The 21,046-nt window shown below is 53.1% G+C and carries 19 protein-coding genes and 4 tRNA genes; 21 read left to right on the forward strand and 2 right to left on the reverse strand.

Annotated elements, in window-relative coordinates:
- Positions 1-26 precede the first annotated feature (26 nt).
- From BL249_RS08305 to BL249_RS08320, 4 genes are all read left to right on the forward strand, one after another.
- Positions 27-101, forward strand: a tRNA-Gln gene (locus tag BL249_RS08305).
- A 51-nt stretch (positions 102-152) separates the two neighbouring features.
- Positions 153-229 (forward strand) — tRNA-Met (locus BL249_RS08310).
- Positions 230-235: 6 nt separating this feature from the next.
- Positions 236-309, forward strand: a tRNA-Gln gene (locus tag BL249_RS08315).
- Positions 310-333: 24 nt separating this feature from the next.
- Positions 334-407, forward strand: a tRNA-Gln gene (locus BL249_RS08320).
- Positions 408-492: 85 nt separating this feature from the next.
- Here BL249_RS08320 and ubiF read toward each other — a convergent pair.
- Positions 493-1,674 carry a 3-demethoxyubiquinol 3-hydroxylase gene (ubiF, locus tag BL249_RS08325; protein ID WP_099707063.1) on the reverse strand — a complete coding sequence of 394 codons (1,182 nt, stop codon included), beginning with the start codon at positions 1,672-1,674 and terminating at the stop codon, positions 493-495.
- 180 nt (positions 1,675-1,854) lie between these two features.
- Between ubiF and miaB the strand changes: the two genes are divergently transcribed.
- The 9 genes from miaB to BL249_RS08370 all read left to right on the forward strand — a co-directional run bounded on the left by miaB (position 1,855) and on the right by BL249_RS08370 (position 11,292).
- The gene (gene miaB / locus BL249_RS08330) at positions 1,855-3,279 is read left to right on the forward strand and encodes a tRNA (N6-isopentenyl adenosine(37)-C2)-methylthiotransferase MiaB (RefSeq protein WP_099707131.1); all 1,425 of its coding nucleotides are present in this window, start codon (positions 1,855-1,857) and stop codon (positions 3,277-3,279) included.
- Positions 3,280-3,472: 193 nt separating this feature from the next.
- Entirely contained in the window at positions 3,473-4,543 is a 1,071-nt protein-coding gene (locus tag BL249_RS08335; protein WP_099707064.1) for a PhoH family protein, read from the forward strand.
- Positions 4,540-5,007 carry an rRNA maturation RNase YbeY gene (ybeY, locus tag BL249_RS08340; RefSeq protein WP_099707065.1) on the forward strand — a complete coding sequence of 156 codons (468 nt, stop codon included), beginning with the start codon at positions 4,540-4,542 and terminating at the stop codon, positions 5,005-5,007. Before BL249_RS08335 ends, ybeY begins: the two co-directional genes overlap by 4 nt.
- A gap of 201 nt (positions 5,008-5,208) precedes the next feature.
- A complete protein-coding gene (corC, locus tag BL249_RS08345; protein ID WP_099707132.1) occupies positions 5,209-6,087 on the forward strand; it encodes a CNNM family magnesium/cobalt transport protein CorC in 879 nt (292 codons plus the stop codon).
- A 9-nt stretch (positions 6,088-6,096) separates the two neighbouring features.
- On the forward strand, positions 6,097-7,626 hold the full coding sequence (gene lnt / locus BL249_RS08350) for an apolipoprotein N-acyltransferase (RefSeq protein WP_099707066.1): 1,530 nt from the start codon (positions 6,097-6,099) through the stop codon (positions 7,624-7,626).
- A gap of 476 nt (positions 7,627-8,102) precedes the next feature.
- On the forward strand, positions 8,103-8,999 hold the full coding sequence (locus tag BL249_RS08355; RefSeq protein WP_099707067.1) for an amino acid ABC transporter substrate-binding protein: 897 nt from the start codon (positions 8,103-8,105) through the stop codon (positions 8,997-8,999).
- Between the two features lie 149 nt (positions 9,000-9,148).
- On the forward strand, positions 9,149-9,889 hold the full coding sequence (locus tag BL249_RS08360; protein WP_099707068.1) for an amino acid ABC transporter permease: 741 nt from the start codon (positions 9,149-9,151) through the stop codon (positions 9,887-9,889).
- A complete protein-coding gene (gene gltK / locus BL249_RS08365; RefSeq protein ID WP_099707069.1) occupies positions 9,889-10,566 on the forward strand; it encodes a glutamate/aspartate ABC transporter permease GltK in 678 nt (225 codons plus the stop codon). The genes BL249_RS08360 and gltK overlap by 1 nt, the downstream gene beginning before the upstream one ends.
- Positions 10,567-11,292: an amino acid ABC transporter ATP-binding protein gene (locus BL249_RS08370; protein ID WP_099707070.1), complete on the forward strand. Its 726-nt coding sequence runs from the start codon at positions 10,567-10,569 to the stop codon at positions 11,290-11,292.
- Between the two features lie 229 nt (positions 11,293-11,521).
- Here the strand turns inward: BL249_RS08370 and BL249_RS08375 are convergent, their stop codons facing one another.
- A complete protein-coding gene (locus BL249_RS08375; RefSeq protein WP_099707071.1) occupies positions 11,522-12,007 on the reverse strand; it encodes a zinc ribbon-containing protein in 486 nt (161 codons plus the stop codon).
- 236 nt (positions 12,008-12,243) lie between these two features.
- Between BL249_RS08375 and leuS the strand changes: the two genes are divergently transcribed.
- The 8 genes from leuS (at position 12,244) to mrdB (ending at position 21,039) form a co-directional block, all read left to right on the forward strand.
- Entirely contained in the window at positions 12,244-14,829 is a 2,586-nt protein-coding gene (leuS, locus tag BL249_RS08380) for a leucine--tRNA ligase (RefSeq protein ID WP_099707072.1), read from the forward strand.
- Between the two features lie 14 nt (positions 14,830-14,843).
- The gene (gene lptE / locus BL249_RS08385) at positions 14,844-15,431 is read left to right on the forward strand and encodes an LPS assembly lipoprotein LptE (protein ID WP_099707073.1); all 588 of its coding nucleotides are present in this window, start codon (positions 14,844-14,846) and stop codon (positions 15,429-15,431) included.
- Complete coding sequence (gene holA / locus BL249_RS08390; RefSeq protein ID WP_099707074.1) at positions 15,428-16,462, forward strand: DNA polymerase III subunit delta; 1,035 nt, start codon at positions 15,428-15,430, stop codon at positions 16,460-16,462. Before lptE ends, holA begins: the two co-directional genes overlap by 4 nt.
- The gene (nadD, locus tag BL249_RS08395) at positions 16,443-17,117 is read left to right on the forward strand and encodes a nicotinate-nucleotide adenylyltransferase (RefSeq protein ID WP_199073458.1); all 675 of its coding nucleotides are present in this window, start codon (positions 16,443-16,445) and stop codon (positions 17,115-17,117) included. The genes holA and nadD overlap by 20 nt, the downstream gene beginning before the upstream one ends.
- 87 nt (positions 17,118-17,204) lie before the next feature.
- Positions 17,205-17,522 carry a ribosome silencing factor gene (gene rsfS, locus BL249_RS08400; RefSeq protein ID WP_099707076.1) on the forward strand — a complete coding sequence of 106 codons (318 nt, stop codon included), beginning with the start codon at positions 17,205-17,207 and terminating at the stop codon, positions 17,520-17,522.
- Between the two features lie 3 nt (positions 17,523-17,525).
- Complete coding sequence (rlmH, locus tag BL249_RS08405; RefSeq protein WP_099707077.1) at positions 17,526-17,996, forward strand: 23S rRNA (pseudouridine(1915)-N(3))-methyltransferase RlmH; 471 nt, start codon at positions 17,526-17,528, stop codon at positions 17,994-17,996.
- A gap of 20 nt (positions 17,997-18,016) precedes the next feature.
- Positions 18,017-19,921, forward strand: coding sequence for a peptidoglycan DD-transpeptidase MrdA (gene mrdA / locus BL249_RS08410; RefSeq protein WP_099707078.1), 1,905 nt, complete (start codon positions 18,017-18,019; stop codon positions 19,919-19,921).
- 5 nt (positions 19,922-19,926) lie between these two features.
- Entirely contained in the window at positions 19,927-21,039 is a 1,113-nt protein-coding gene (gene mrdB, locus BL249_RS08415; protein ID WP_099707079.1) for a peptidoglycan glycosyltransferase MrdB, read from the forward strand.
- The last annotated feature ends 7 nt before the right edge of the window (positions 21,040-21,046 follow it).

Genomic DNA, 21,046 nt, shown 5'->3' on the forward strand with positions numbered 1-21,046 from the left:
TAACGGTTTGCAGCAATAAAAGAAGATGGGGTATCGCCAAGCGGTAAGGCACCGGTTTTTGATACCGGCATTCCCTGGTTCGAATCCAGGTACCCCAGCCATCTTTTATTCGCAGTTGCGGCAATACGCAATGACAGAGTACAGGCAGTTCTGGCTACGTAGCTCAGCTGGTTAGAGCACAGCACTCATAATGCTGGGGTCACAGGTTCGATTCCCGTCGTAGCCACCATATTCTTGGGGTATCGCCAAGCGGTAAGGCAGCGGATTCTGATTCCGCCATCCGGGGTTCGAATCCCTGTACCCCAGCCATATTTAAGACAGATAAAACATTATTGGGGTATCGCCAAGCGGTAAGGCAGCGGATTCTGATTCCGCCATCCGGGGTTCGAATCCCTGTACCCCAGCCAACGTTCCACAATAAAGCCTGCTAAGAGCAGGCTTTATTGTTTGTGAAGCAAAAATTACAGAGCAACACAGCCTCTGGCACACTGATTACAGCCCCAGCGCATATTTCAGCGCCTGACGCTTCAGCATCCCGCTGTGACCGGCGGCAAGCAAGCCCAGATTACGGGCAACCCGTAGCGGAGCAGAACGGTTACTGAATGCCAGATAAAACAGATCCATGCTGGTTTGCATCAACAAATTGTCATAGCGCCGGCGGCGCTCATAACGTTTCAGTACGCTTTCACTGTCCCAGTGTTCTGCACAATCACGGGCATCGCATAACACCTCAATTAAAGCATTAACGTCACGATAGCCAAGGTTCACACCCTGACCGGCCAGCGGATTAATGGTATGCGCGGCATCACCTACCAGCGCCAGCCCAGGCAACACGTAACGGCGGGCGTGACGGCGCACCAGCGGAAAAGATCCGGCTGCCTGTGGCGTCACCTTACCAAGGCGTGCCGGAAATGCCTGCTGAATCTCTTTTGCCAGCTGAGGCATGGTCATTGCCTGCAGCTGACGAAGCCGGGCTGGCGCGTCATACCACACCAGCGACGCCCAGTTATCCGATAACGGCAGTAACGCCCGCGGTCCCTCGGGCGTAAACTGTTGCCAGGTCGCCATACCTGGAGATTGTTCGCACTTCACGTTTATCAGCATGCAGGACTGGGCATATTGCCACCCCTGAATACCGATACCGGCCAGCTGGCGCACGCGGGAATTTGCTCCGTCTGCGGCAATCACCAGCCGGGCCTGTAGCTGGCTGCCGTCGGCCAGCGTCAGCAGCCAGCCCGGTTCGTGGCGAGACAGCTGCGCCACGCTTGCCGGTGCCAGGACTTTGACCCTGAGTTGGTCCAGTCGCTGCCATAAAGCACGCTGTAATACATTGTTTTCCACCATATAGCCCAGAACAGGCAGCCCGAGACTGTCCGCATCAAACGTCAGCCGTGCAGATTCCCATTCCCAGGTTTCCAGCCGGTTATAGGGATATGCGCGCATGGAGGCCACCAACGGCCAGACAGCAAGCGTTCGCAGCAAATCAACCGATGCCACACCAATTGCTGAAATGCGTAGATCCGGCGGCTGACCGGCATCAAACTCAGGCGGCATCCGACTATCAATCACCGTGACATCAAATCCCTGTTGCGCCAGGCCACAGGCCAGCGCTGCCCCTACCATCCCCCCACCGGCCACCGCCACTTCCGTGATGACCCGTTGATGTTCTGTCATGACTACTCCTGTCTGCAAAGCGTGCTGGCTGCTTTAGTGAAAAGCAGGCAGCCTGATGGACTGAAGTTTACCGGATTTTCAACTCAGCGCAGAGAAAAGCACGCTGGTCTGGTCACAACAGCAGCAAAGCATTACAATACGCGCCCAGCATTCCGTTCTGCATTGAGTAATGGCAAGTCGATGAATAAAAAACTGCATATCAAAACCTGGGGCTGTCAGATGAATGAGTATGATTCATCAAAAATGGCCGATCTGCTGGAGAGCACACACGGTTTCACGCTGACTGACGTCGCTGAAGAGGCCGATGTCCTGCTGCTGAATACCTGCTCTATTCGTGAGAAGGCCCAGGAAAAAGTTTTCCATCAGCTTGGTCGCTGGCGCACGCTGAAGGAGCAAAATCCCGAGCTGATTATCGGCGTCGGTGGCTGCGTTGCCTCGCAGGAAGGAGACCATATTCGTCAACGTGCCAGCTACGTCGATATTGTGTTCGGCCCGCAGACCCTGCATCGCCTGCCAGAAATGATCAATACGGTGCGTGGTTCAAAAAGCCCGGTGGTCGATATCAGTTTCCCGGAAATTGAAAAATTCGATCGCCTGCCGGAGCCCCGTGCCGAGGGACCCAGCGCGTTTGTTTCCATTATGGAAGGCTGTAACAAATACTGTACTTTCTGCGTGGTGCCTTATACCCGCGGCGAAGAAGTCAGCCGTCCTTGCGATGATGTGCTGTTTGAAATCGCACAGCTGGCCGCACAGGGGGTACGTGAGGTCAACCTGCTGGGACAAAACGTTAACGCCTACCGTGGCGCTACCTTTGATGGCAAAATCTGCAGCTTCGCTGAGCTACTGCGGCTGGTTGCGGCCATCGATGGTATTGACCGTATTCGTTTTACCACCAGCCATCCCATTGAATTCACTGATGATATCATTGAAGTTTATCGCGACACGCCTGAGCTGGTAAGTTTCCTGCACCTGCCGGTTCAAAGCGGTGCCGATCGTATTCTGACCCTGATGAAGCGCGCCCACACCGCGCTGGAATATAAATCAATTATCCGTAAACTGCGCAACGCGCGGCCGGATATTCAGGTCAGTTCAGATTTCATCATCGGTTTTCCCGGCGAAACCCAGGCCGACTTTGAACAGACTATGAAGCTGATCGCCGATGTTAATTTTGATATGAGCTTCAGCTTTATCTACTCTGCTCGTCCGGGTACCCCGGCCGCAGATTTACCGGACGATGTGACAGAAGAAGAAAAGAAACAGCGCCTGTATATTTTACAGGAGCGCATCAGCCAGCAAGCCATGACCTGGAGCCGCCGTATGCTCGGCAGCATTCAGCGCATTCTGGTTGAAGGCACATCGCGTAAAAACGTCATGGAATTATCAGGACGCACAGAAAATAATCGGGTGGTCAATTTTGAAGGCTCGCCGGATATGATCGGCAAATTTGTTGATGTTGAAATTGTTGATGTTTATCCCAACTCGTTGCGTGGCATTGTGGTGCGCACCGAAGATCAGATGGGCCTGCGCGTATCTGAAACCCCGGCGTCGGTCATTGCCCGCACCCGCAAAGAAAATGAGCTGGGCGTCGGCAGCTATCAGCCGTAAAAAAACCGGTGGCGGAAAACACCCCGCCACCGGATAGGTCTGCCCCCTTGTAAACGTCTTTTTCAGCCCAAATAATTATTTTGTCACTTGCACAGTGCGCCAGGGACATAAATAATTTGTCATATCTGTCACCTGACAACGCCAGCAAGCGCTGTTAAAACGCAACGGGCCCTGAGCGACCAAAAGGATAAGTTTGATAACCGAAACACGTGAAATAACCCTGGAACCTGCCGATAATCACCGCCTGCTTAGCCTGTGCGGCCCTTTTGATGACAACATCAAACAGCTTGAACGCCGTCTGGGCATCGAAATCAATCGTCGGGACAATATATTTAAACTCACCGGCCGGCCGCTGTGTGTGGATGCGGCAATCAGCATACTCCGTTCGCTGTATGTGGATACTGCGCCGGTACGCGGCACCATCCCTGATATCGATCCGGAACAAATTCATCTGGCGTTAAAAGAGAGCCGGGTACTGGAACAAACCGCAGAAAGCGTGCCGGATTACGGCAAGGCGATCAATATCAAGACCCGCCGGGGCGTCATCAAACCGCGTACCCCCAATCAGGCACAATACATTGCCAATATTCTCGATCATGATATTAGCTTTGGTGTCGGCCCGGCGGGTACCGGCAAAACATATCTGGCGGTTGCGGCAGCGGTCGATGCCCTGGAACGCCAGGAAATTCGTCGTATCCTGCTAACGCGTCCGGCGGTGGAAGCCGGCGAAAAACTCGGCTTTTTACCGGGCGATCTCAGTCAGAAGGTCGACCCCTATCTGCGCCCGCTTTATGATGCATTGTTTGAGATGCTGGGCTTTGAACGGGTTGAAAAACTGATTGAACGTAACGTCATTGAAGTGGCACCGCTGGCTTATATGCGCGGCCGCACGCTGAATGACGCCTTTATTATTCTTGATGAGAGTCAGAATACCACCATCGAACAGATGAAAATGTTTCTGACCCGTATCGGCTTTAATTCCAAAGCGGTGATCACCGGTGACATCACTCAGATCGATCTGCCTCGCCATGTACGGTCTGGTCTGCGTCATGCAATTGAGGTGCTGGACGACGTTGAGGAAATCAGCTTTAACTTTTTTCATAGCGAAGATGTGGTGCGCCATCCGGTGGTGGCACGTATCGTCACCGCTTATGAAAAATGGGAAGAAGCCGATCAGAAACGGCGCGAGGCCGTCAGCGCCGAACGCAAACGGGAAGCGCTGCAAACCAACGGCGATCCACTGCCAGCCCAGGATAACAGATGACCCCGGTGATTCTCGACTTACAGATTGCCTGTGCGCAGCACAGCGGTTTACCGACAGAAGCCGATTTTCAGCGCTGGCTTGATGCGGTATTACCGCGCTTCCAGAGCGAAAGTGAAGTGACCATCCGGCTGGTAGATGTTGCCGAAAGCCACGATCTGAACCTGACCTGGCGTGGCAAAGACAAACCTACCAACGTGCTTTCATTTCCTTTTGAAGCACCGCCGGGCATTGAGCTGCCTTTACTGGGCGATCTGGTAATTTGCCGTCAGGTGGTTGAAATGGAAGCCCGTGACCAGCAAAAACCTGTGCAGGCGCACTGGGCCCACATGGTGATCCACGGCAGCCTGCATCTGCTCGGCTATGACCATATTGATGATGACGAAGCCGAAGAAATGGAGTCGCTGGAAACCGAGATAATGCTTGCTCTCGGCTATACTGACCCGTACATTTCGGAAAAAGAATAATATTTACGCACGCCTGGTCACACCGGAAAAATGTGTTCAGGTTACAACGTGGAGCCCTAACCGGTTGTTGTCATACTGACCATCCGCCGGCACACAGCGTACCCAGGCAACGGATAACGCCGGCCAATAAACAGGTAATTTTCATCTGTCCTGCCACTGGACAGCCCTAACCCTTACATGAGTGAAAGACAAAAAAACGCCATGAGCGATGACCATTCTCAGAGTAGCGACGGCCCCAATAGTAAAAAGGGCTTTTTTGCCCTTATTCTTAATCAGCTGTTTCACGGCGAACCTAAAAACCGTGATGAGCTACTGGAACTGATCCGAGACTCCGAGCAAAAAGAACTGATCGACCCGGACACGCGCGATATGCTGGAAGGCGTAATGGATGTCGCGAAACAACGCGTTCGCGACATTATGATCCCCCGCTCGCAGATGATTACCCTCAAACATAACCAGACGCTGGATGAATGTCTGAATGTTATCGTTGAATCAGCCCACTCGCGCTTTCCGGTGATCAGTGAAGATCGCGACCACGTGGAAGGCATTCTGATGGCAAAAGACCTGCTGCCTTTTATGAGCAGTGAATCAGAATCGTTCAGTATTGAAAAAGTGCTGCGTAACGCCGTGGTCGTGCCGGAAAGTAAGCGCGTCGACCGCATGCTGAAAGAGTTCCGCTCTCAGCGTTATCATATGGCCATCGTGATTGATGAATTTGGCGGCGTCTCTGGTCTGGTCACCATTGAGGATATTCTTGAACTGATCGTCGGTGAAATCGAAGACGAATATGACGATGAAGAAGATCGCGACATCCGTCAGCTCAGTCGCCATACTTTTACCGTGCGGGCGCTGACCTCAATTGAAGATTTTAATAAAATCTTCCGGACGGGTTTCAGCGATGAAGAAGTGGATACTATCGGCGGGCTGGTGATGCAGGCCTTTGGCCACCTGCCATCCCGCGGAGAAAGTATTACCATTGATGATTACCAGTTTAAAGTTGCAATGGCTGACAGCCGCCGTATTATTCAGGTTCACGTCCGCATTCCGGAAAATGCCCCATTACCTACGCTGGATGAATAAAACATTCCCATGAACATGGCAACACTGCTTCAGTGCCAGCGGACTCGTCTGCTGCTGGCGTTGTTAACCGGCGCCTGCGGCACCCTTTCTTTTTCCCCCTATGACTTCTGGCCAGCAGCCCTGGTTTCACTGATGGGCCTGCTGGGACTGATGTTATCACGTCGGCCGGCGCAGGCGGCGGCTATCGGTTTTAGCTGGGGGCTTGGCCTGTTTGGTAGCGGTATTCATTGGGTCTATGTCAGCATTGCCACTTTCGGTGGTATGCCCGGTCCGGTCAATATCGCCCTGGTCGTCCTGCTTGCCGCCTATCTGTCGCTCTATCCGCTGTTATTTTCAGCGGTACTCAGCCGGTTATTTCCACACACAACGCCATTACGTCTTGCGCTGGCGGCACCGGTACTCTGGCAGATCAGCGAATTTTTACGCGGCTGGGTACTAACCGGCTTTCCCTGGCTGCAATTTGGCTACAGCCAGATTAACGGGCCACTAAAGGGCATTGCTCCCCTGCTCGGCGTGGAGGGCATCACCTTCCTGCTGGTCATTATTAGTGGTGTTGCGGTTTACGCTTTGCGCCAGCACAGCTGGCGCGCGGCCGTCATCGCGCTGGGACTGCTGGTATTGCCCTGGCCATTGCGCCTGATAAGCTGGTACCAGGCCCAGCCGGATCGGACGCTGCAGGTTGCGCTGGTACAGGGAAACATTCCCCAGTCACTGAAATGGAACCCTGACCAACTGCGTAACACTCTGGAAATCTACAGCAGCCTGACACGCCCGCTGATGGGAAAAGATTCGGTGATTATCTGGCCCGAATCGGCCATCCCCGATTTGGAAAGCAATCAGCAACCTTTTTTAATCGCTGCCGACAAAGCGTTGCGCGCCGCCGGAAGTTCACTGGTTACCGGTATTGTTGACTCAAGACTGGAAAACAATCGTTACCATGATTACAACTCAATTATTGTGCTGGGCAATAAAACACCATACAACTATCTGAGCACCGACCGTTATCAGAAAAACCATCTGGTCCCCTTTGGCGAATTCGTTCCGCTGGCCTCGCTGCTGCGCCCACTGGCACCCTTTTTTAACTTACCGATGTCAGGCTTCAGCCGCGGTCCGTATCAGCAGCCGCAGCTCAAAGTGGCCGGTTATAATCTGACGGCGGCTATCTGCTATGAAATCGTGCTTGGTCAGCAGGTACGTGACAACTTCCGTCCGGACACCAACTTCCTGCTCACCATCTCTAACGATGCATGGTTTGGCCATTCAATTGGTCCATGGCAACATTTTCAGATGGCGCGCATGCGTGCACTGGAGCTGGGCCGACCGCTGCTGCGCAGTACCAATAACGGCGTCACCGGCATTATCAACGCCGATGGCAGTCTTGCCAGCACCCTGCCCCAGTTCACCCGCGAAGTATTGCAGGCCCAGGTGACGCCAGCCAGCGGCCTGACGCCGTATGCGCGGACCGGTAATCTGTCCATCTGGCTGATTACGCTGGTCAGCGCCCTGATACTGGCGGTAAATCGCTGGCGCCGACCTTAACCGGGACAGCGGCAGCGCCATAGCAATATAGCTACAGATTGCCACTGGCGCTGCCGCCTGCTCAGTAAGCCCCCCTCGCTTGCCGGTCGTCTCTCAGCGGCGAAGCCCGCCGCCGTTTTCGTCCTTTCTTCACCCGCGTGCCCCTGGAATAAAACCGCCAGCGCCCGGCTACCTGGCATGACTATTGCTAATTATTTCCGGGAAATAGCAGGGTTGCACGGTCATCGGATAACCGATCGCTGGTTTGCACCATTTGGCAGCGGCGGATGCGCCTTAATAGCGCAATGCCGCGAGGGGTGCCTCAATTTGGTGCGGCATGCTTCGCAAAAAAGAAACTTTTCTGTTTCCCGCAGTTAACATTCAGCTATTTTAGTGGAGGGCTTACCTCCTCAGGCAGCACTCTTTCGGACAAAAACACAACATCTCTGACGCATTTAATTTTATTAACTGCGCCAAACCTTATTAAGGAGCTGGAAATGCAGATGCGTAAACTGACGCTCTCTCTGATGCTGCTCACAGCGGCAGCGACGACGGTCCAGGCTGAAGACCTGGCGGGTACGCTGAAGAAAATTAATGACAGCGGCGTTATTGTCGTGGGTCATCGCGAATCTTCCGTGCCCTTTTCTTATTATGATAACCAGCGAAAAGTCGTCGGCTATTCCCAGGAATACACGAATGCCATCGTCGATGCGGTGAAGGCCAAACTGAACAAGCCCGGGCTGCAGGTTAAAATGTTGCCTATCACCTCACAAAACCGTATTCCGCTGCTGCAAAACGGAACTTATGACATTGAGTGTGGCTCCACCACCAATAACCTGGAACGCCAGAAACAAGCCGCATTCTCTGACACCATTTTTGTCATTGGTACGCGGTTACTGACCAAAAAAGGTGGGCCAGTAAAAGACTTTGCCGACCTGAAAGGCAAAACCGTAGTGGTGACATCCGGTACCACCTCAGAAGTGCTGCTTAACAAGCTCAACGATGAGAAGAAAATGGGCATGCGCATTATCAGCACCAAAGATCACGGCGACTCTTTCCGCACCCTGGAAAGCGGACGTGCGGTGGCCTTTATGATGGATGACGCGCTGCTGGCCGGTGAACGTGCCAAAGCCAAACAACCCGATCAATGGGAAATCGTCGGTACTCCCCAGTCTAAAGAAGCCTATGGTTGTATGCTGCGTAAAGACGATCCGGCGTTTAAAACCCTGGTTGACGATACCATTGCTAAAGCACAGACCTCCGGTCAGGCTGAGAAGTGGTTTGATACCTGGTTCAAGCAGCCAATTCCGCCCAAAAATCTCAATATGAACTTTGAACTGTCAGAAGATATGAAGGCGACCTTTAAAACACCCAATGATAAAGCACTCAACTAATAATGACGATAAGGGCAGCACGCTGCCCTGTGATTGTTGACAACAGGCTCGGACAGACACCGCCAGAGCCGTTCCCTCTGGCTGTAACACACAGAAGCCTCGCATCAATCTTAGGGTAGCACCGCTACCCTTTTTTCAACGGAGTATGTATGTCCATAGACTGGAACTGGGGAATCTTTTTGCAACAGGCCCCGTTCGGCAATACCACCTATCTCGGCTGGCTGTGGGCAGGATTCCAGACCACCGTGGAAGTGTCACTGTGCGCATGGATAATTGCTTTTCTGGTGGGTTCTCTCTTCGGTATTTTACGTACCGTTCCCCATCGCTGGCTGTCCGCAATTGGCACCTGCTATGTTGAGTTGTTCCGCAACATTCCGCTGATTGTCCAGTTTTTTATCTGGTATCTGGTTGTGCCTGAACTGCTGCCGGAATCCCTCGGCACCTGGTTTAAACAGGATCTTGATCCGACTATTCAGTTTTTTGTTTCCTCGGTATTTTGTCTTGGCCTGTTCACCGCAGCCCGCGTCTGCGAACAGGTCCGCGCCGCGATTCAATCGCTACCACGTGGACAGCAAAATGCCGGTCTGGCAATGGGATTGACGCTGCCGCAGACTTACCGTTATGTGCTGCTCCCTAACGCATACCGCGTGATTGTGCCTCCAATGACCTCAGAAATGCTGAATCTGGTAAAAAACTCGTCGGTGGCCTCAACGATTGGTCTGGTAGATATGGCGGCACAGGCAGGCAAACTGCTTGATTATTCTGCACATGCCTATGAGTCCTTTACTGCTATCACCCTCGCCTACATCGCCATTAATCTGGTGATCATGCTGCTGATGATGCTCGTTGAACGTAAAGTCCGTCTGCCCGGCAATATGGGAGGTAAATAATGTACCAGTTTGACTGGAGTACCATTGTTCCCAATCTGCCGTGGCTACTGGCTGGCATGGTAGTCACCCTGAAAATCACTGTCACTGCGGTGGTGTTTGGCATTATCTGGGGCACCCTGCTGGCGGTGATGCGCCTGTCGGGCTTCCGGCCAATCAGCTGGTTTGCCCGACTCTACGTTAACCTGTTTCGTTCGGTGCCGTTAGTGATGGTACTGCTGTGGTTCTATCTGGTGGTTCCCGGCTTCCTGCAGCAGGTCATGGGGTTATCCCCCAAAAGCGATATCCGACTGATTTCTGCCATGGTGGCCTTTTCCCTGTTTGAAGCAGCTTATTATTCGGAAATTATTCGTGCCGGCATCCAGAGTATCGCCCGCGGTCAATCAAATGCGGCGCTGGCGCTGGGCATGACCTATAGCCAGTCAATGCGGCTGATTATTTTACCCCAGGCATTTCGCGCCATGGTGCCGCTATTACTGACTCAGGGCATCGTGCTGTTTCAGGATACCTCACTGGTTTATGTATTAAGCCTCGCCGATTTCTTCCGCACCGCCGATACCATTGGCGTTAACAGTGGCACTGAAATCGAAATGGTGCTGTTTGCCGGTGCGGTTTACTTTGTATTTAGTCTCAGCGCTTCACTGCTGGTCAGCTACTTAAAGAAAAAAAGGACAGTTTAAATGATTACCCTGAAAAATATTTCAAAGTGGTATGGTCACTTTCAGGTGCTGACCGATTGCTCAACAGAAGTCAATAAAGGGGAAGTTGTGGTTGTTTGTGGTCCCTCTGGTTCCGGCAAATCCACCCTGATAAAAACGGTAAACGGCCTCGAACCGGTGCAACAGGGCAGTATCATGGTTAACGGCACTGAAGTCACCAACAGAAAAACCAATCTGGCAAAACTGCGCTCACACGTGGGTATGGTTTTCCAGCATTTTGAACTGTTCCCGCATCTGACCATCATTGATAACCTGGCGCTGGCGCAGATTAAAGTTCTCAAACGCGATAAAACCGCTGCCCGGCAGAAGGGATTAAAACTGCTTGAACGCGTTGGGCTGACGGCACATGCCAACAAGCATCCAGGCCAGCTTTCCGGGGGGCAGCAACAGCGCGTAGCCATCGCACGCGCGCTCTGTATGGACCCGGTGGCAATGTTATTTGACGAGCCGACCTCCGCCCTGGATCCGGAGATGATTAACGAGGTGCTCGACGTGATGGTTGAGCTGGCCAACGAAGGGATGACGATGATGGTGGTCACACACGAAATGGGGTTTGCCCGCAAAGTCGCCAATCGCGTCATCTTTATGGATGAGGGTAAAATCATCGAAGATGCCAACAAAGATGACTTCTTTTCCAACCCCAGGTCCGAGCGAGCACGCGATTTTCTCGCTAAAATTCTGCACTGATCGCGTCAAGGCCGCCACGCGGCCTTGATCTTTTTTCGCCCGCAAACAGCCTGTAATCTGCCACTTTTTTGCGTCTGTCTCAGCCTGACATTAACAACACCCCGCTGTGAGGGTCACGCCCACAAATCAATCGGCCGGCTTTTCACTGGCGTCTGTTGTCATGCCTGCAACGTTTTTTATTACCGGCACAGACAGAAAACCGGGCCTTGTAACAAAGCCCGCTAAGCTGTCAGGGAGTAAACGGCTGACGATAGAAGCTGTCATGACCACACTGCGGGCAATGTGCCAGGGTTTCCGGTGTATAAATTTCGCGGGTAAACTGACAGCGCTCACAAACCAGTTTCCCCAGCCCAACCACTTCACCACTGTGGTAAACGCCGTGATGATTAAGATCTTCAAACACATCATGCCATTCAAGCTGGCTGCGGTCAGTGATATCAGCCAGTTCCTTCCATAAACTCTGGCGAATAACCCGCATAAATACGCTGTCACTGAATTCTTCGGCCTGGTTTTCCTGATAACTGCGGGCAAATTCACTCAGATCGCGGCGTAACGCCTGTAAAATCTGCTCAGGTTGATGTGGCTGAAGCCCGGGCCAGTCCGCCAGTTCATGCTGCGCATGTTGCATCAGTTTATCGATACTGCGTTCACCCTGACGCAAGCGCTCCGTTAACCTGGCCAGTAATTCACGATATGCATAGGTAACGTTGCTCATTGCACTCTCCTTATTTTCGGGGTCCTCCGGTTAAGTTTAGAGAATCTCAGCATTTTTGTCGGGCTGGCGGGCAGAAAAAAGTCCCCATAACAAGGAAACATGATTAATGCCGGTTCATCCGCGCTTTGCTGTTGTTGCGCTGGATGCTTATCGGCTATGCTATGCGGATTTCCAAACATTCGCGCGTTGTGGCAGTTTTGGCTAACTGCACGCACCACAAAGGAACAAAGCCCGTCATGCAAGAGCAATTCCGACCGGAAGAGATTGAATCCCAGGTCCAGCGACACTGGGAACAACAGCAAACGTTCAAAGTCACGGAAGACGCAGGTAAAGAGAAGTATTACTGCCTGTCAATGCTCCCTTATCCCTCCGGCCGGCTGCATATAGGGCATGTGCGTAATTACACCATTGGTGATGTCATTTCACGCTATCAGCGCCTACAGGGTAAAAACGTTCTGCAACCTATCGGCTGGGACGCTTTTGGCCTGCCGGCAGAAGGTGCCGCCGTCAAAAACAATACCGCCCCGGCGCCCTGGACGTATGACAACATTGAATATATGAAAAACCAGCTTAAACAGCTGGGATTTGCTTATGACTGGAGCCGCGAGCTGGCAACCTGTCAGCCGGAATACTACCGCTGGGAACAGTGGTTTTTTGCCCGGTTATACGAAAAGGGACTGGTTTACAAAAAAACCGCTGCCGTCAACTGGTGCCCGAACGATCAGACGGTGCTGGCGAACGAACAGGTAATTGATGGCTGCTGCTGGCGCTGCGATAGCAAAGTCGAACGCAAAGAGATCCCGCAGTGGTTTGTTAAAATTACCGATTATGCGGATGAACTGTTAAACGATCTTGATAAGCTGGATGACTGGCCGGAAACGGTAAAAACCATGCAGCGTAACTGGATTGGCCGCTCTGAAGGGGTCGAAATTACCTTCGATGTTGCCGACAGCGCAGAAAAAATTACGGTGTACACTACCCGGCCTGATACGTTTATTGGTGCGACCTACCTCGCGGTAGCGGCGGGCCACCCGCTGGCGATCCAGGCCAGCGCCAGCCATCCGGCACTGGCTGATTTTATTGCAGAATGCCGTAATACCAAAGTTGCCGAAGCCGAAATGGCAACCATGGAGAAAAAAGGCATGGCAACCGGACTGTTTGCCCTGCATCCGCTGACCGGTGAAAAAATCCCGGTGTGGGTAGCCAACTTTGTGCTGATGGAATATGGCACCGGCGCGGTAATGGCTGTTCCTGCCCATGACCAGCGTGACTGGGAATTTGCCAACAAATACCACTTACCGATTAAACCGGTGATCCTCAATCAGGATGGCAGTGAGCCGGATGTCAGCCTGGCGGCGATGACCGAAAAAGGCGTGTTGTTTAATTCCGGCGAATTCAGCGGGCTGGATCACCAGGCAGGTTTTAACGCCATTGCCGATAAACTGGCAGCGATGGGCGCTGGGGCACGGAAAGTTAATTACCGGTTGCGCGACTGGGGCGTATCCCGTCAGCGTTACTGGGGCGCTCCCATTCCAATGGTCACCCTGGAAGATGGCAGTGTAATGCCTGCACCAGACGATCAGCTGCCAGTGCTGCTGCCAGAAGACGTGGTAATGGATGGTATCACCAGCCCGATTAAGGCCGACCCGGAATGGGCAAAAACCACGGTTAACGGCCAGCCAGCGCTGCGTGAAACCGATACCTTTGATACTTTTATGGAATCATCCTGGTATTACGCGCGCTATACCTGCCCTGATTACGATAAAGGCATGCTCGATCCGGCTGCGGCGAATTACTGGCTGCCAGTTGACCAGTACGTAGGAGGCATTGAACATGCCATCATGCATCTGATGTACTTCCGCTTCTACCATAAACTGTTGCGCGATGCCGGGCTGGTGAACTCAGACGAGCCGGCAAAACGCCTGCTGTGTCAGGGAATGGTGCTGGCAGATGCGTTTTATTACACTGGCGCCAACGGCGAACGTAACTGGGTATCGCCAGTGGATGTCAGCATTGAGCGTGACGAAAAAGGCCGCATTACCCGGGCGCAAGACAAACAGGGCCATGAACTGGTTTATGCCGGCATGAGCAAAATGTCGAAGTCAAAAAACAATGGTATTGACCCGCAGGTGATGGTCGAGCGCTATGGTGCAGATACCGTTCGCCTGTTTATGATGTTTGCTTCACCGGCAGAAATGACGCTGGAATGGCAGGAGTCCGGGGTCGAGGGGGCGAATCGCTTCCTGAAACGCGTCTGGAAACTGGCCTTCGAACACAAGGAGAAAGGTCCCACCGTTGCGCTGGATCTTAACGCCCTGAATGACGAACAAAAAGCACTGCGGCGTGATCTGCATAAAACTATCGCCAAAGTGACGGACGATATCGGCCGCCGCCAGACATTTAACACCGCGATTGCTGCCATTATGGAACTGATGAACAAGCTGATCCGTGCCCCGCAGGACAGCCCGCAGGATCGTGCATTACTTCATGAAGCGCTGCTGGCGGTGGTGCCAATGCTCTACCCGTTTACGCCTCACACCAGCTTTGTGTTGTGGCAGGCACTGTCTGACAGCCGCGATGATATTGATCATGCTCGCTGGCCACAGGCAGATGAACAAGCGATGGTGGACGATTCCCTGCTGGTTGTCGTGCAGGTGAACGGAAAAGTGCGCGGAAAAATTACCGTTGCCGTCGATGCAACCCAGGAGCAGGTTCAGGCTCGCGCCGCGCAGGAACATCTGGTGGCGAAATATCTCGATGGCGTCACCATTCGTAAAGTGATTTACGTACCAGGTAAACTGCTTAATCTGGTCGTGGGTTGATGTCAGGAGGAACTGTGCGACACCCAATCGTAACGCTTATGCTCAGCCTGGCGGTGATGCTCACCGCCGGCTGCGGCTTTCATCTGCACGGCACCACTGCGGTACCACATGAACTGAAAACACTGATTGTTAACAGCAGCGATCCTTACGGTCCGCTGGCACGCGCGGTTCGTACCCAGCTGCGCCTGAACGACGTCACCATTGTTGAAGACAACGCCAGCACCCGTAAAGACTTGCCGTCATTGCGCCTTGGAGATGAAACCTTCGGCCGCGACACCGCCTCGGTCTTCCGGGATGGTAAAGCCGCCGAATATCAGATGGTCATGCGTGTGACCGCCCAGGTGCTGGTGCCCAATAAAGGTATATATCCCCTTTCGGTCACCGTGTTCCGCTCCTTCTTCGACAACCCGCTGGCTGCTCTGGCAAAAGATTCAGAGCAGACCATCATTATCGATGAAATGCGTACTCAGGCCGCCGAACAGCTGGTACGTAAGCTGCTGACCGTCCACGCCGCCGAAGATGACAGCGCGGCGGCAAAAAACACTTCACCGGTGGTAGCCAGCCCGCGGGCTGCTATTGCGCCGGGCTCGCTGGGTAAATGATCAGGATTTATCCTGAACAGCTCAGAGCGCAGCTCCAGGAGGGGCTGCGCCCCTGTTATATCCTCAGCGGCAATGAACCACTGTTGCTCCAGGAAAGTCAGGATGCCATCCGTCACCAGGCTCAGCAGCACCAGTTTACCGAACACCACAGTGACAATATTGATGCCCATACCGACTGGGATGCACTGTTCGCCAGCTGTCGCGAGCTAAGCCTGTTTGCCAGCCGGCAGACCCTGACGCTGCAGCTGGCGGAAAACGGTCCGAACGCAGCAATTGCCGAGCGGCTCGTCACCCTGAGCAGCCTGCTGCACGATGATTTATTGCTGATTTTACGCTGTCCGAAACTCACCAAAGCACAGGAAAACAGCGCCTGGTATAAAGCGCTGAGCGCGCATGCGGTGGTAGTCCCCTGCCAGGCGCCGGAACAGGCCCATCTGCCACGCTGGGTACATGGGCGGGCAAAACAGCTAAATCTGCAGCTGGATGATGCCTCAGTACAGCTACTGTGTTACTGCTATGAAGGTAACCTGCTGGCCCTGTCACAGGCCCTTGAACGACTGGGATTATTATGGCCGGAGGGTAAGCTAACTCTGCCCCGGGTGGAGGCCGCAGTAAATGATGCCTCTCACTTTACCCCCTTTCACTGGGTGGACGCCCTGCTGGCGGGAAAAAACAAACGTGCACTGCACATTCTCCACCAGCTACAGCAGCAGGAAAGTGAGCCGGTGATTATGTTACGCACGTTACAACGCGACCTGATGACCTTGCTGACCCTGCAGCGTCAGATGAAAACGGTCGCCTTGCGCAGCCTGTTTGACCAGTATCGCGTCTGGCAAAACCGTCGCCCGCTGTTTAGCGAGGCATTACAGCGCCTTAGTGCAGACCGACTCAGGCTGTCAGTCAGTCAGCTGACGCGCATTGAACTGATACTAAAACAGGACTATGGACAATCGGTCTGGAGCGAACTGGAAACGCTGACGCTGATGCTATGCCACCCTGGTTTTCCCGAGGATCTCGTTCATGACGGCTAATCTGGCGCTTTACGCCCTGCTTGGCGGGACGTTTGACCCGATACATTACGGCCACCTGAAACCCGCTGAGGCCCTGGCCCGCCAGGTCGGTTTAGGTAAAGTGACCCTGATGCCAAACAATGTGCCGCCCCACCGCCCGCAGCCGGAAGCCAGTGCTGCACAGCGTCTGACTATGCTCAGACTGGCGATCCGCGGCCGGCCCCTGTTCGATATTGATGAACGGGAACTGCAGCACCATGCCCCCTCGTACACCCTTGATACTCTGCAAACCCTGCGTGCCGAGCGGGGTGACCGGCAGCCGCTGGCATTTATTATCGGCCAGGATTCGTTGCTTACCCTGCCCAGCTGGCACGGAGGCTACAGCCTGTTAAATTATTGCCATCTGCTGGTATGTCAGCGGCCAGGCTATAATCAGCAGATGAAAACGGAAGATGATCAGCGCTGGCTGCAACAACATCAGGTAAACGATCCACGCCGGCTGCATCAGCAACCGGCCGGCTGCATTTTTCTGGCGCAAACCCCGCTGATTAATATTTCCGCGACAGAAATTCGCCAGCGTCGCCATCTGGGACAAGCCTGTGACGATTTGCTGCCGGCGGCGGTGTCACAATTTATGGATCGTGAAGGGTTGTATCGCGATCTTCGCCCGGCGTGATATACTGCGCCGCTCATTTTTTGTCGCTTCAGTAATATGCTGGCTGCTGGCGTATTCCATTCTGCTAAAATTTCAAGGGGGAACCTTTTGCAAGGTCAGGCACTCCAAGAGTTTGTTATTGATAAAATTGATGACCTTAAAGGTCAGGATATTGTATCCGTAGATGTACAGGGCAAATCCAGTATTACTGATTGCATGATTATATGTACCGGCACCTCTACCCGCCACGTTGCGTCTATTGCCGACCATGTGGTACAGGCTTCCCGCCAGGCGGGGCTGATGCCGCTGGGGGTGGAAGGCCAGAATGTCGCCGACTGGATAGTGGTCGATCTTGGCGATGTGATAGTCCATGTCATGCAGGAAGAAAGCCGTCAAATGTATCAACTGGAAAAGCTCTGGAGCTGACAGGTGAAGTTGCAGTTGGTCGCAGTAGGCACCCGAATGCCGGACTGGGTACAAAACGGTTTTATGGAATACCTGCGCCGTTTTCCCAAAGATATGCCGCTTGAACTGCTGGAAGTTCCGGCAGGAAAGCGTGGGAAAAACGCGGATATTAAACGCATTCTGGAAAAGGAAGGCGAGCAGATGCTGGCGGCAGCAGGAAAAGGCAACCGGATTATCAGTCTGGATATTCCCGGTCAGCCCTGGGATACCGCGCAGCTGGCGGTACAACTGGAGCGCTGGAAACAAGACGGTCGCGATGTCAGTTTACTGATCGGTGGGCCGGAAGGACTGGCTCCCACCTGTAAAGAGGCGGCAGAACAAAGCTGGTCGCTTTCCGCCCTGACACTCCCCCATCCCTTGGTGCGTGTGCTGGTTGCCGAAAGCCTCTATCGGGCATGGAGCATAACGGCAAACCATCCTTATCATCGCGAATAATCGGGCAGACCACACTGCGGATGAAATTACAACGCAACTCCTTTCGTGACTATACCGCTGAACAAGCCCTGTTTGTGCGGCGCGCGCTTATTGCGCTGTTTATTATTATGCTGCTGTCCGGCGTGCTGGTGGTTAACCTGTATCACTTACAGATTCAGAGCTACACAACTTACAGCACCCGATCAAATGAAAACCGGATAAAGCTGGTGCCAATAGCGCCCAGCCGCGGCATTATCTATGACCGTAACGGGATACCGCTGGCGCTTAACCGCACTATCTATCAACTGGAACTGATCCCGGATAAAGTCGACAATCTGCAGGAAACCATCAATGCCCTGCGTCCCATTGTCGATTTAACCGATGAGGATATCGATAACTTCCAGAAAGAGCGCAAACGTTCACGACGTTTTAGCTCCATTCCGCTGAAAACCAGCCTCAATGAAGTGCAGGTCGCGCGTTTTGCTGTCAATCAGTACCGTTTTCCAGGGGTGGAGGTTAAAGGCTATCAGCGCCGTTATTATCCCTACGGTTCTGCTTTAACCCACGTAATTGGTTATGTGTCAAAAATCAACGATCGTGACGTCAAAGCGCTTGATGAACAGGGAAAACTGGCTAATTACGCGGCAACACGTGATATCGGTAAACTGGGCATCGAGCGCTATTATGAAGAAACCCTGCACGGCAAAACCGGCTATGAAGAAGTCGAAGTGAATAACCGTGGACGGGTGATACGTCAGTTGCATGAGCAATCTCCGCAGGCCGGGCGCGATATCTATCTGACGATTGATCTTAAATTACAGCAGTATATTGAAACTCTGCTGGCAGGCAGCCGTGCCGCCGTGGTGGTAACCGACCCGCGTAGTGGTGGGGTGCTGGCGATGGTCTCGACCCCCAGTTATGACCCGAATCTGTTTGTTGATGGCATTTCCAGTAAAGAATACAGCCAGTTACTGAACAATGAAAATCACCCGCTGATCAATCGCGCCACCCAGGGCGTTTATCCGCCGGCATCCACCGTTAAACCCTATGTTGCGGTCTCAGCGATGAGTGCGGGCGTCATTAATCGGAATACCTCACTGTTTGATCCCGGCTGGTGGCAACTTCCCGGTTCTGAAAAACGCTACCGCGACTGGAAAAAATGGGGGCATGGCCGGCTGAACGTGACAAAAGCGCTGGAGGAGTCCGCCGACACCTTCTTTTACCAGGTCGCTTACGATATGGGTATCGATCGCCTTGGCGAATGGCTGGGTAAATTTGGCTATGGCCATCTGAGTGGGATTGACCTGGCAGAAGAGCGTGCCGGCAATATGCCGACCCGCGAATGGAAAATGAAGCGGTTTAAGAAACCCTGGTATCAGGGTGATACTATTCCCGTGGGTATCGGTCAGGGCTACTGGACGGCGACACCGGTGCAGATGAACAAAGCACTGATGATCCTGATTAATGATGGCGTGATTAAGGTGCCGCATCTGATGATGTACACCAGCCTCAATGGCCAGAAAGAGACCTTTACCCAACCGCCTTCCACACCCATTGGCAACGTCCATTCCGGCTACTGGGAAATTGCTAAAGATGGTATGTATGGTGTAGCAAACCGTCCCAATGGAACCGCTCATAAAAGCTTTGCGGATGCGCCTTACAAAATCGCGGCTAAATCAGGTACCGCACAGGTATTTGGCCTGAAAGAGAATGAAACTTACAATGCGCATAAAATTGCTGAGCGTCTGCGCGATCACAAGCTGATGACCGCGTTTGCCCCTTACGACAGTCCGCGTGTTGCCGTGACCATTATTCTGGAAAACGGCGGTGCCAGCCCGGCTGTCGGTACCGTTATGCGTCAAATCCTCGATCACATTATGCTTGGGGATAACAATACTAACCTGCCAGACGCGACACCCACGCCGCCTGGCTACGAAGGCGAGTAAAGGCAATGAATGACAGCACCCAGAAAAAATCGTTGTGGATGCGTATTCACCTCGATCCTATCTTTCTGATTATCGTCACCGCGCTGCTGGTTTACAGCGCCTTTGTTATCTGGAGTGCCAGCGGCCAGGATCCTGGCATGATGGAACGAAAAATCGGCCAGATTGGTATTGGACTGGCAATGATGGTGGTACTGGCTCAGGTTCCTCCGCGGATTTACGAAGGCTGGGCGCCTTATCTCTATATTTTTTGTATGATTTTGCTGATTGCCGTTGACGCATTTGGCCATATCAGTAAAGGCGCACAGCGCTGGCTGGACCTCGGTTTTGTTCGCTTTCAGCCTTCGGAAATCGCAAAAATTGCCGTTCCCCTGATGGTGGCGCGTTTCATCAATCGCGACGTCTGCCCACCGACGCTGAAAAATACCGCGCTGGCGCTGGCGCTGACCTTCTTACCTACCTTACTGGTTGCTGCCCAGCCAGACCTCGGCACCGCCATTCTGATTGCCGCGTCCGGTCTGTTTGTGCTGTTTTTATCGGGAATGAGCTGGAAATTAATTGCGGTCGCCCTGTTACTGATCGCCGCATTTATTCCGATACTCTGGTTCTTTCTGATGCATGACTACCAGCGCGCCAGGGTGATGATGCTGCTGAATCCGGAAAGCGATCCCCTCGGTGCCGGCTATCATATTATTCAGTCGAAGATCGCCATTGGTTCCGGTGGCCTGCGTGGTAAAGGCTGGATGCACGGTACACAGTCACAACTGGAATTTTTACCCGAACGGCATACTGACTTTATCTTTGCGGTGCTGGCAGAAGAGCTGGGACTGGTGGGTGTACTGCTGTTACTGGGGCTTTATCTGCTACTGATTATACGAGGGCTGATGATTGCCGCCCGGGCGCAAACCACCTTTGGCCGGGTAATGGCCGGCGGATTAATGCTGATTCTTTTTGTCTATGTGTTCGTTAATATTGGCATGGTGAGCGGAATTTTACCGGTGGTTGGTGTTCCCCTGCCGCTGGTAAGCTATGGCGGTTCTGCGCTAATTGTATTAATGGCTGGCTTTGGTATTGTGATGTCAATTCATACACACCGAAAGCTATTGTCGAAAAACGTATAACATACAA

It is taken from the genome of Erwinia sp. OLFS4 (assembly GCF_002752165.1).
Taxonomy (GTDB): domain Bacteria; phylum Pseudomonadota; class Gammaproteobacteria; order Enterobacterales; family Enterobacteriaceae; genus Izhakiella.

Excerpts from the sequence above, each read along its gene's own strand:
- ubiF (WP_099707063.1), bottom strand. The coding sequence starts at position 1,674 with ATGACAGAACATCAACGGGTCATCACGGAAGTGGCGGTGGCCGGTGGG.
- miaB (WP_099707131.1), top strand. The coding sequence starts at position 1,855 with ATGAATAAAAAACTGCATATCAAAACCTGGGGCTGTCAGATGAATGAG.
- ybeY (WP_099707065.1), top strand. The coding sequence starts at position 4,540 with ATGACCCCGGTGATTCTCGACTTACAGATTGCCTGTGCGCAGCACAGC.
- corC (WP_099707132.1), top strand. The coding sequence starts at position 5,209 with ATGAGCGATGACCATTCTCAGAGTAGCGACGGCCCCAATAGTAAAAAG.
- lnt (WP_099707066.1), top strand. The coding sequence starts at position 6,097 with ATGAACATGGCAACACTGCTTCAGTGCCAGCGGACTCGTCTGCTGCTG.
- BL249_RS08355 (WP_099707067.1), top strand. The coding sequence starts at position 8,103 with ATGCAGATGCGTAAACTGACGCTCTCTCTGATGCTGCTCACAGCGGCA.
- BL249_RS08360 (WP_099707068.1), top strand. The coding sequence starts at position 9,149 with ATGTCCATAGACTGGAACTGGGGAATCTTTTTGCAACAGGCCCCGTTC.
- gltK (WP_099707069.1), top strand. The coding sequence starts at position 9,889 with ATGTACCAGTTTGACTGGAGTACCATTGTTCCCAATCTGCCGTGGCTA.
- BL249_RS08370 (WP_099707070.1), top strand. The coding sequence starts at position 10,567 with ATGATTACCCTGAAAAATATTTCAAAGTGGTATGGTCACTTTCAGGTG.
- BL249_RS08375 (WP_099707071.1), bottom strand. The coding sequence starts at position 12,007 with ATGAGCAACGTTACCTATGCATATCGTGAATTACTGGCCAGGTTAACG.
- leuS (WP_099707072.1), top strand. The coding sequence starts at position 12,244 with ATGCAAGAGCAATTCCGACCGGAAGAGATTGAATCCCAGGTCCAGCGA.
- holA (WP_099707074.1), top strand. The coding sequence starts at position 15,428 with ATGATCAGGATTTATCCTGAACAGCTCAGAGCGCAGCTCCAGGAGGGG.
- mrdA (WP_099707078.1), top strand. The coding sequence starts at position 18,017 with ATGAAATTACAACGCAACTCCTTTCGTGACTATACCGCTGAACAAGCC.
- mrdB (WP_099707079.1), top strand. The coding sequence starts at position 19,927 with ATGAATGACAGCACCCAGAAAAAATCGTTGTGGATGCGTATTCACCTC.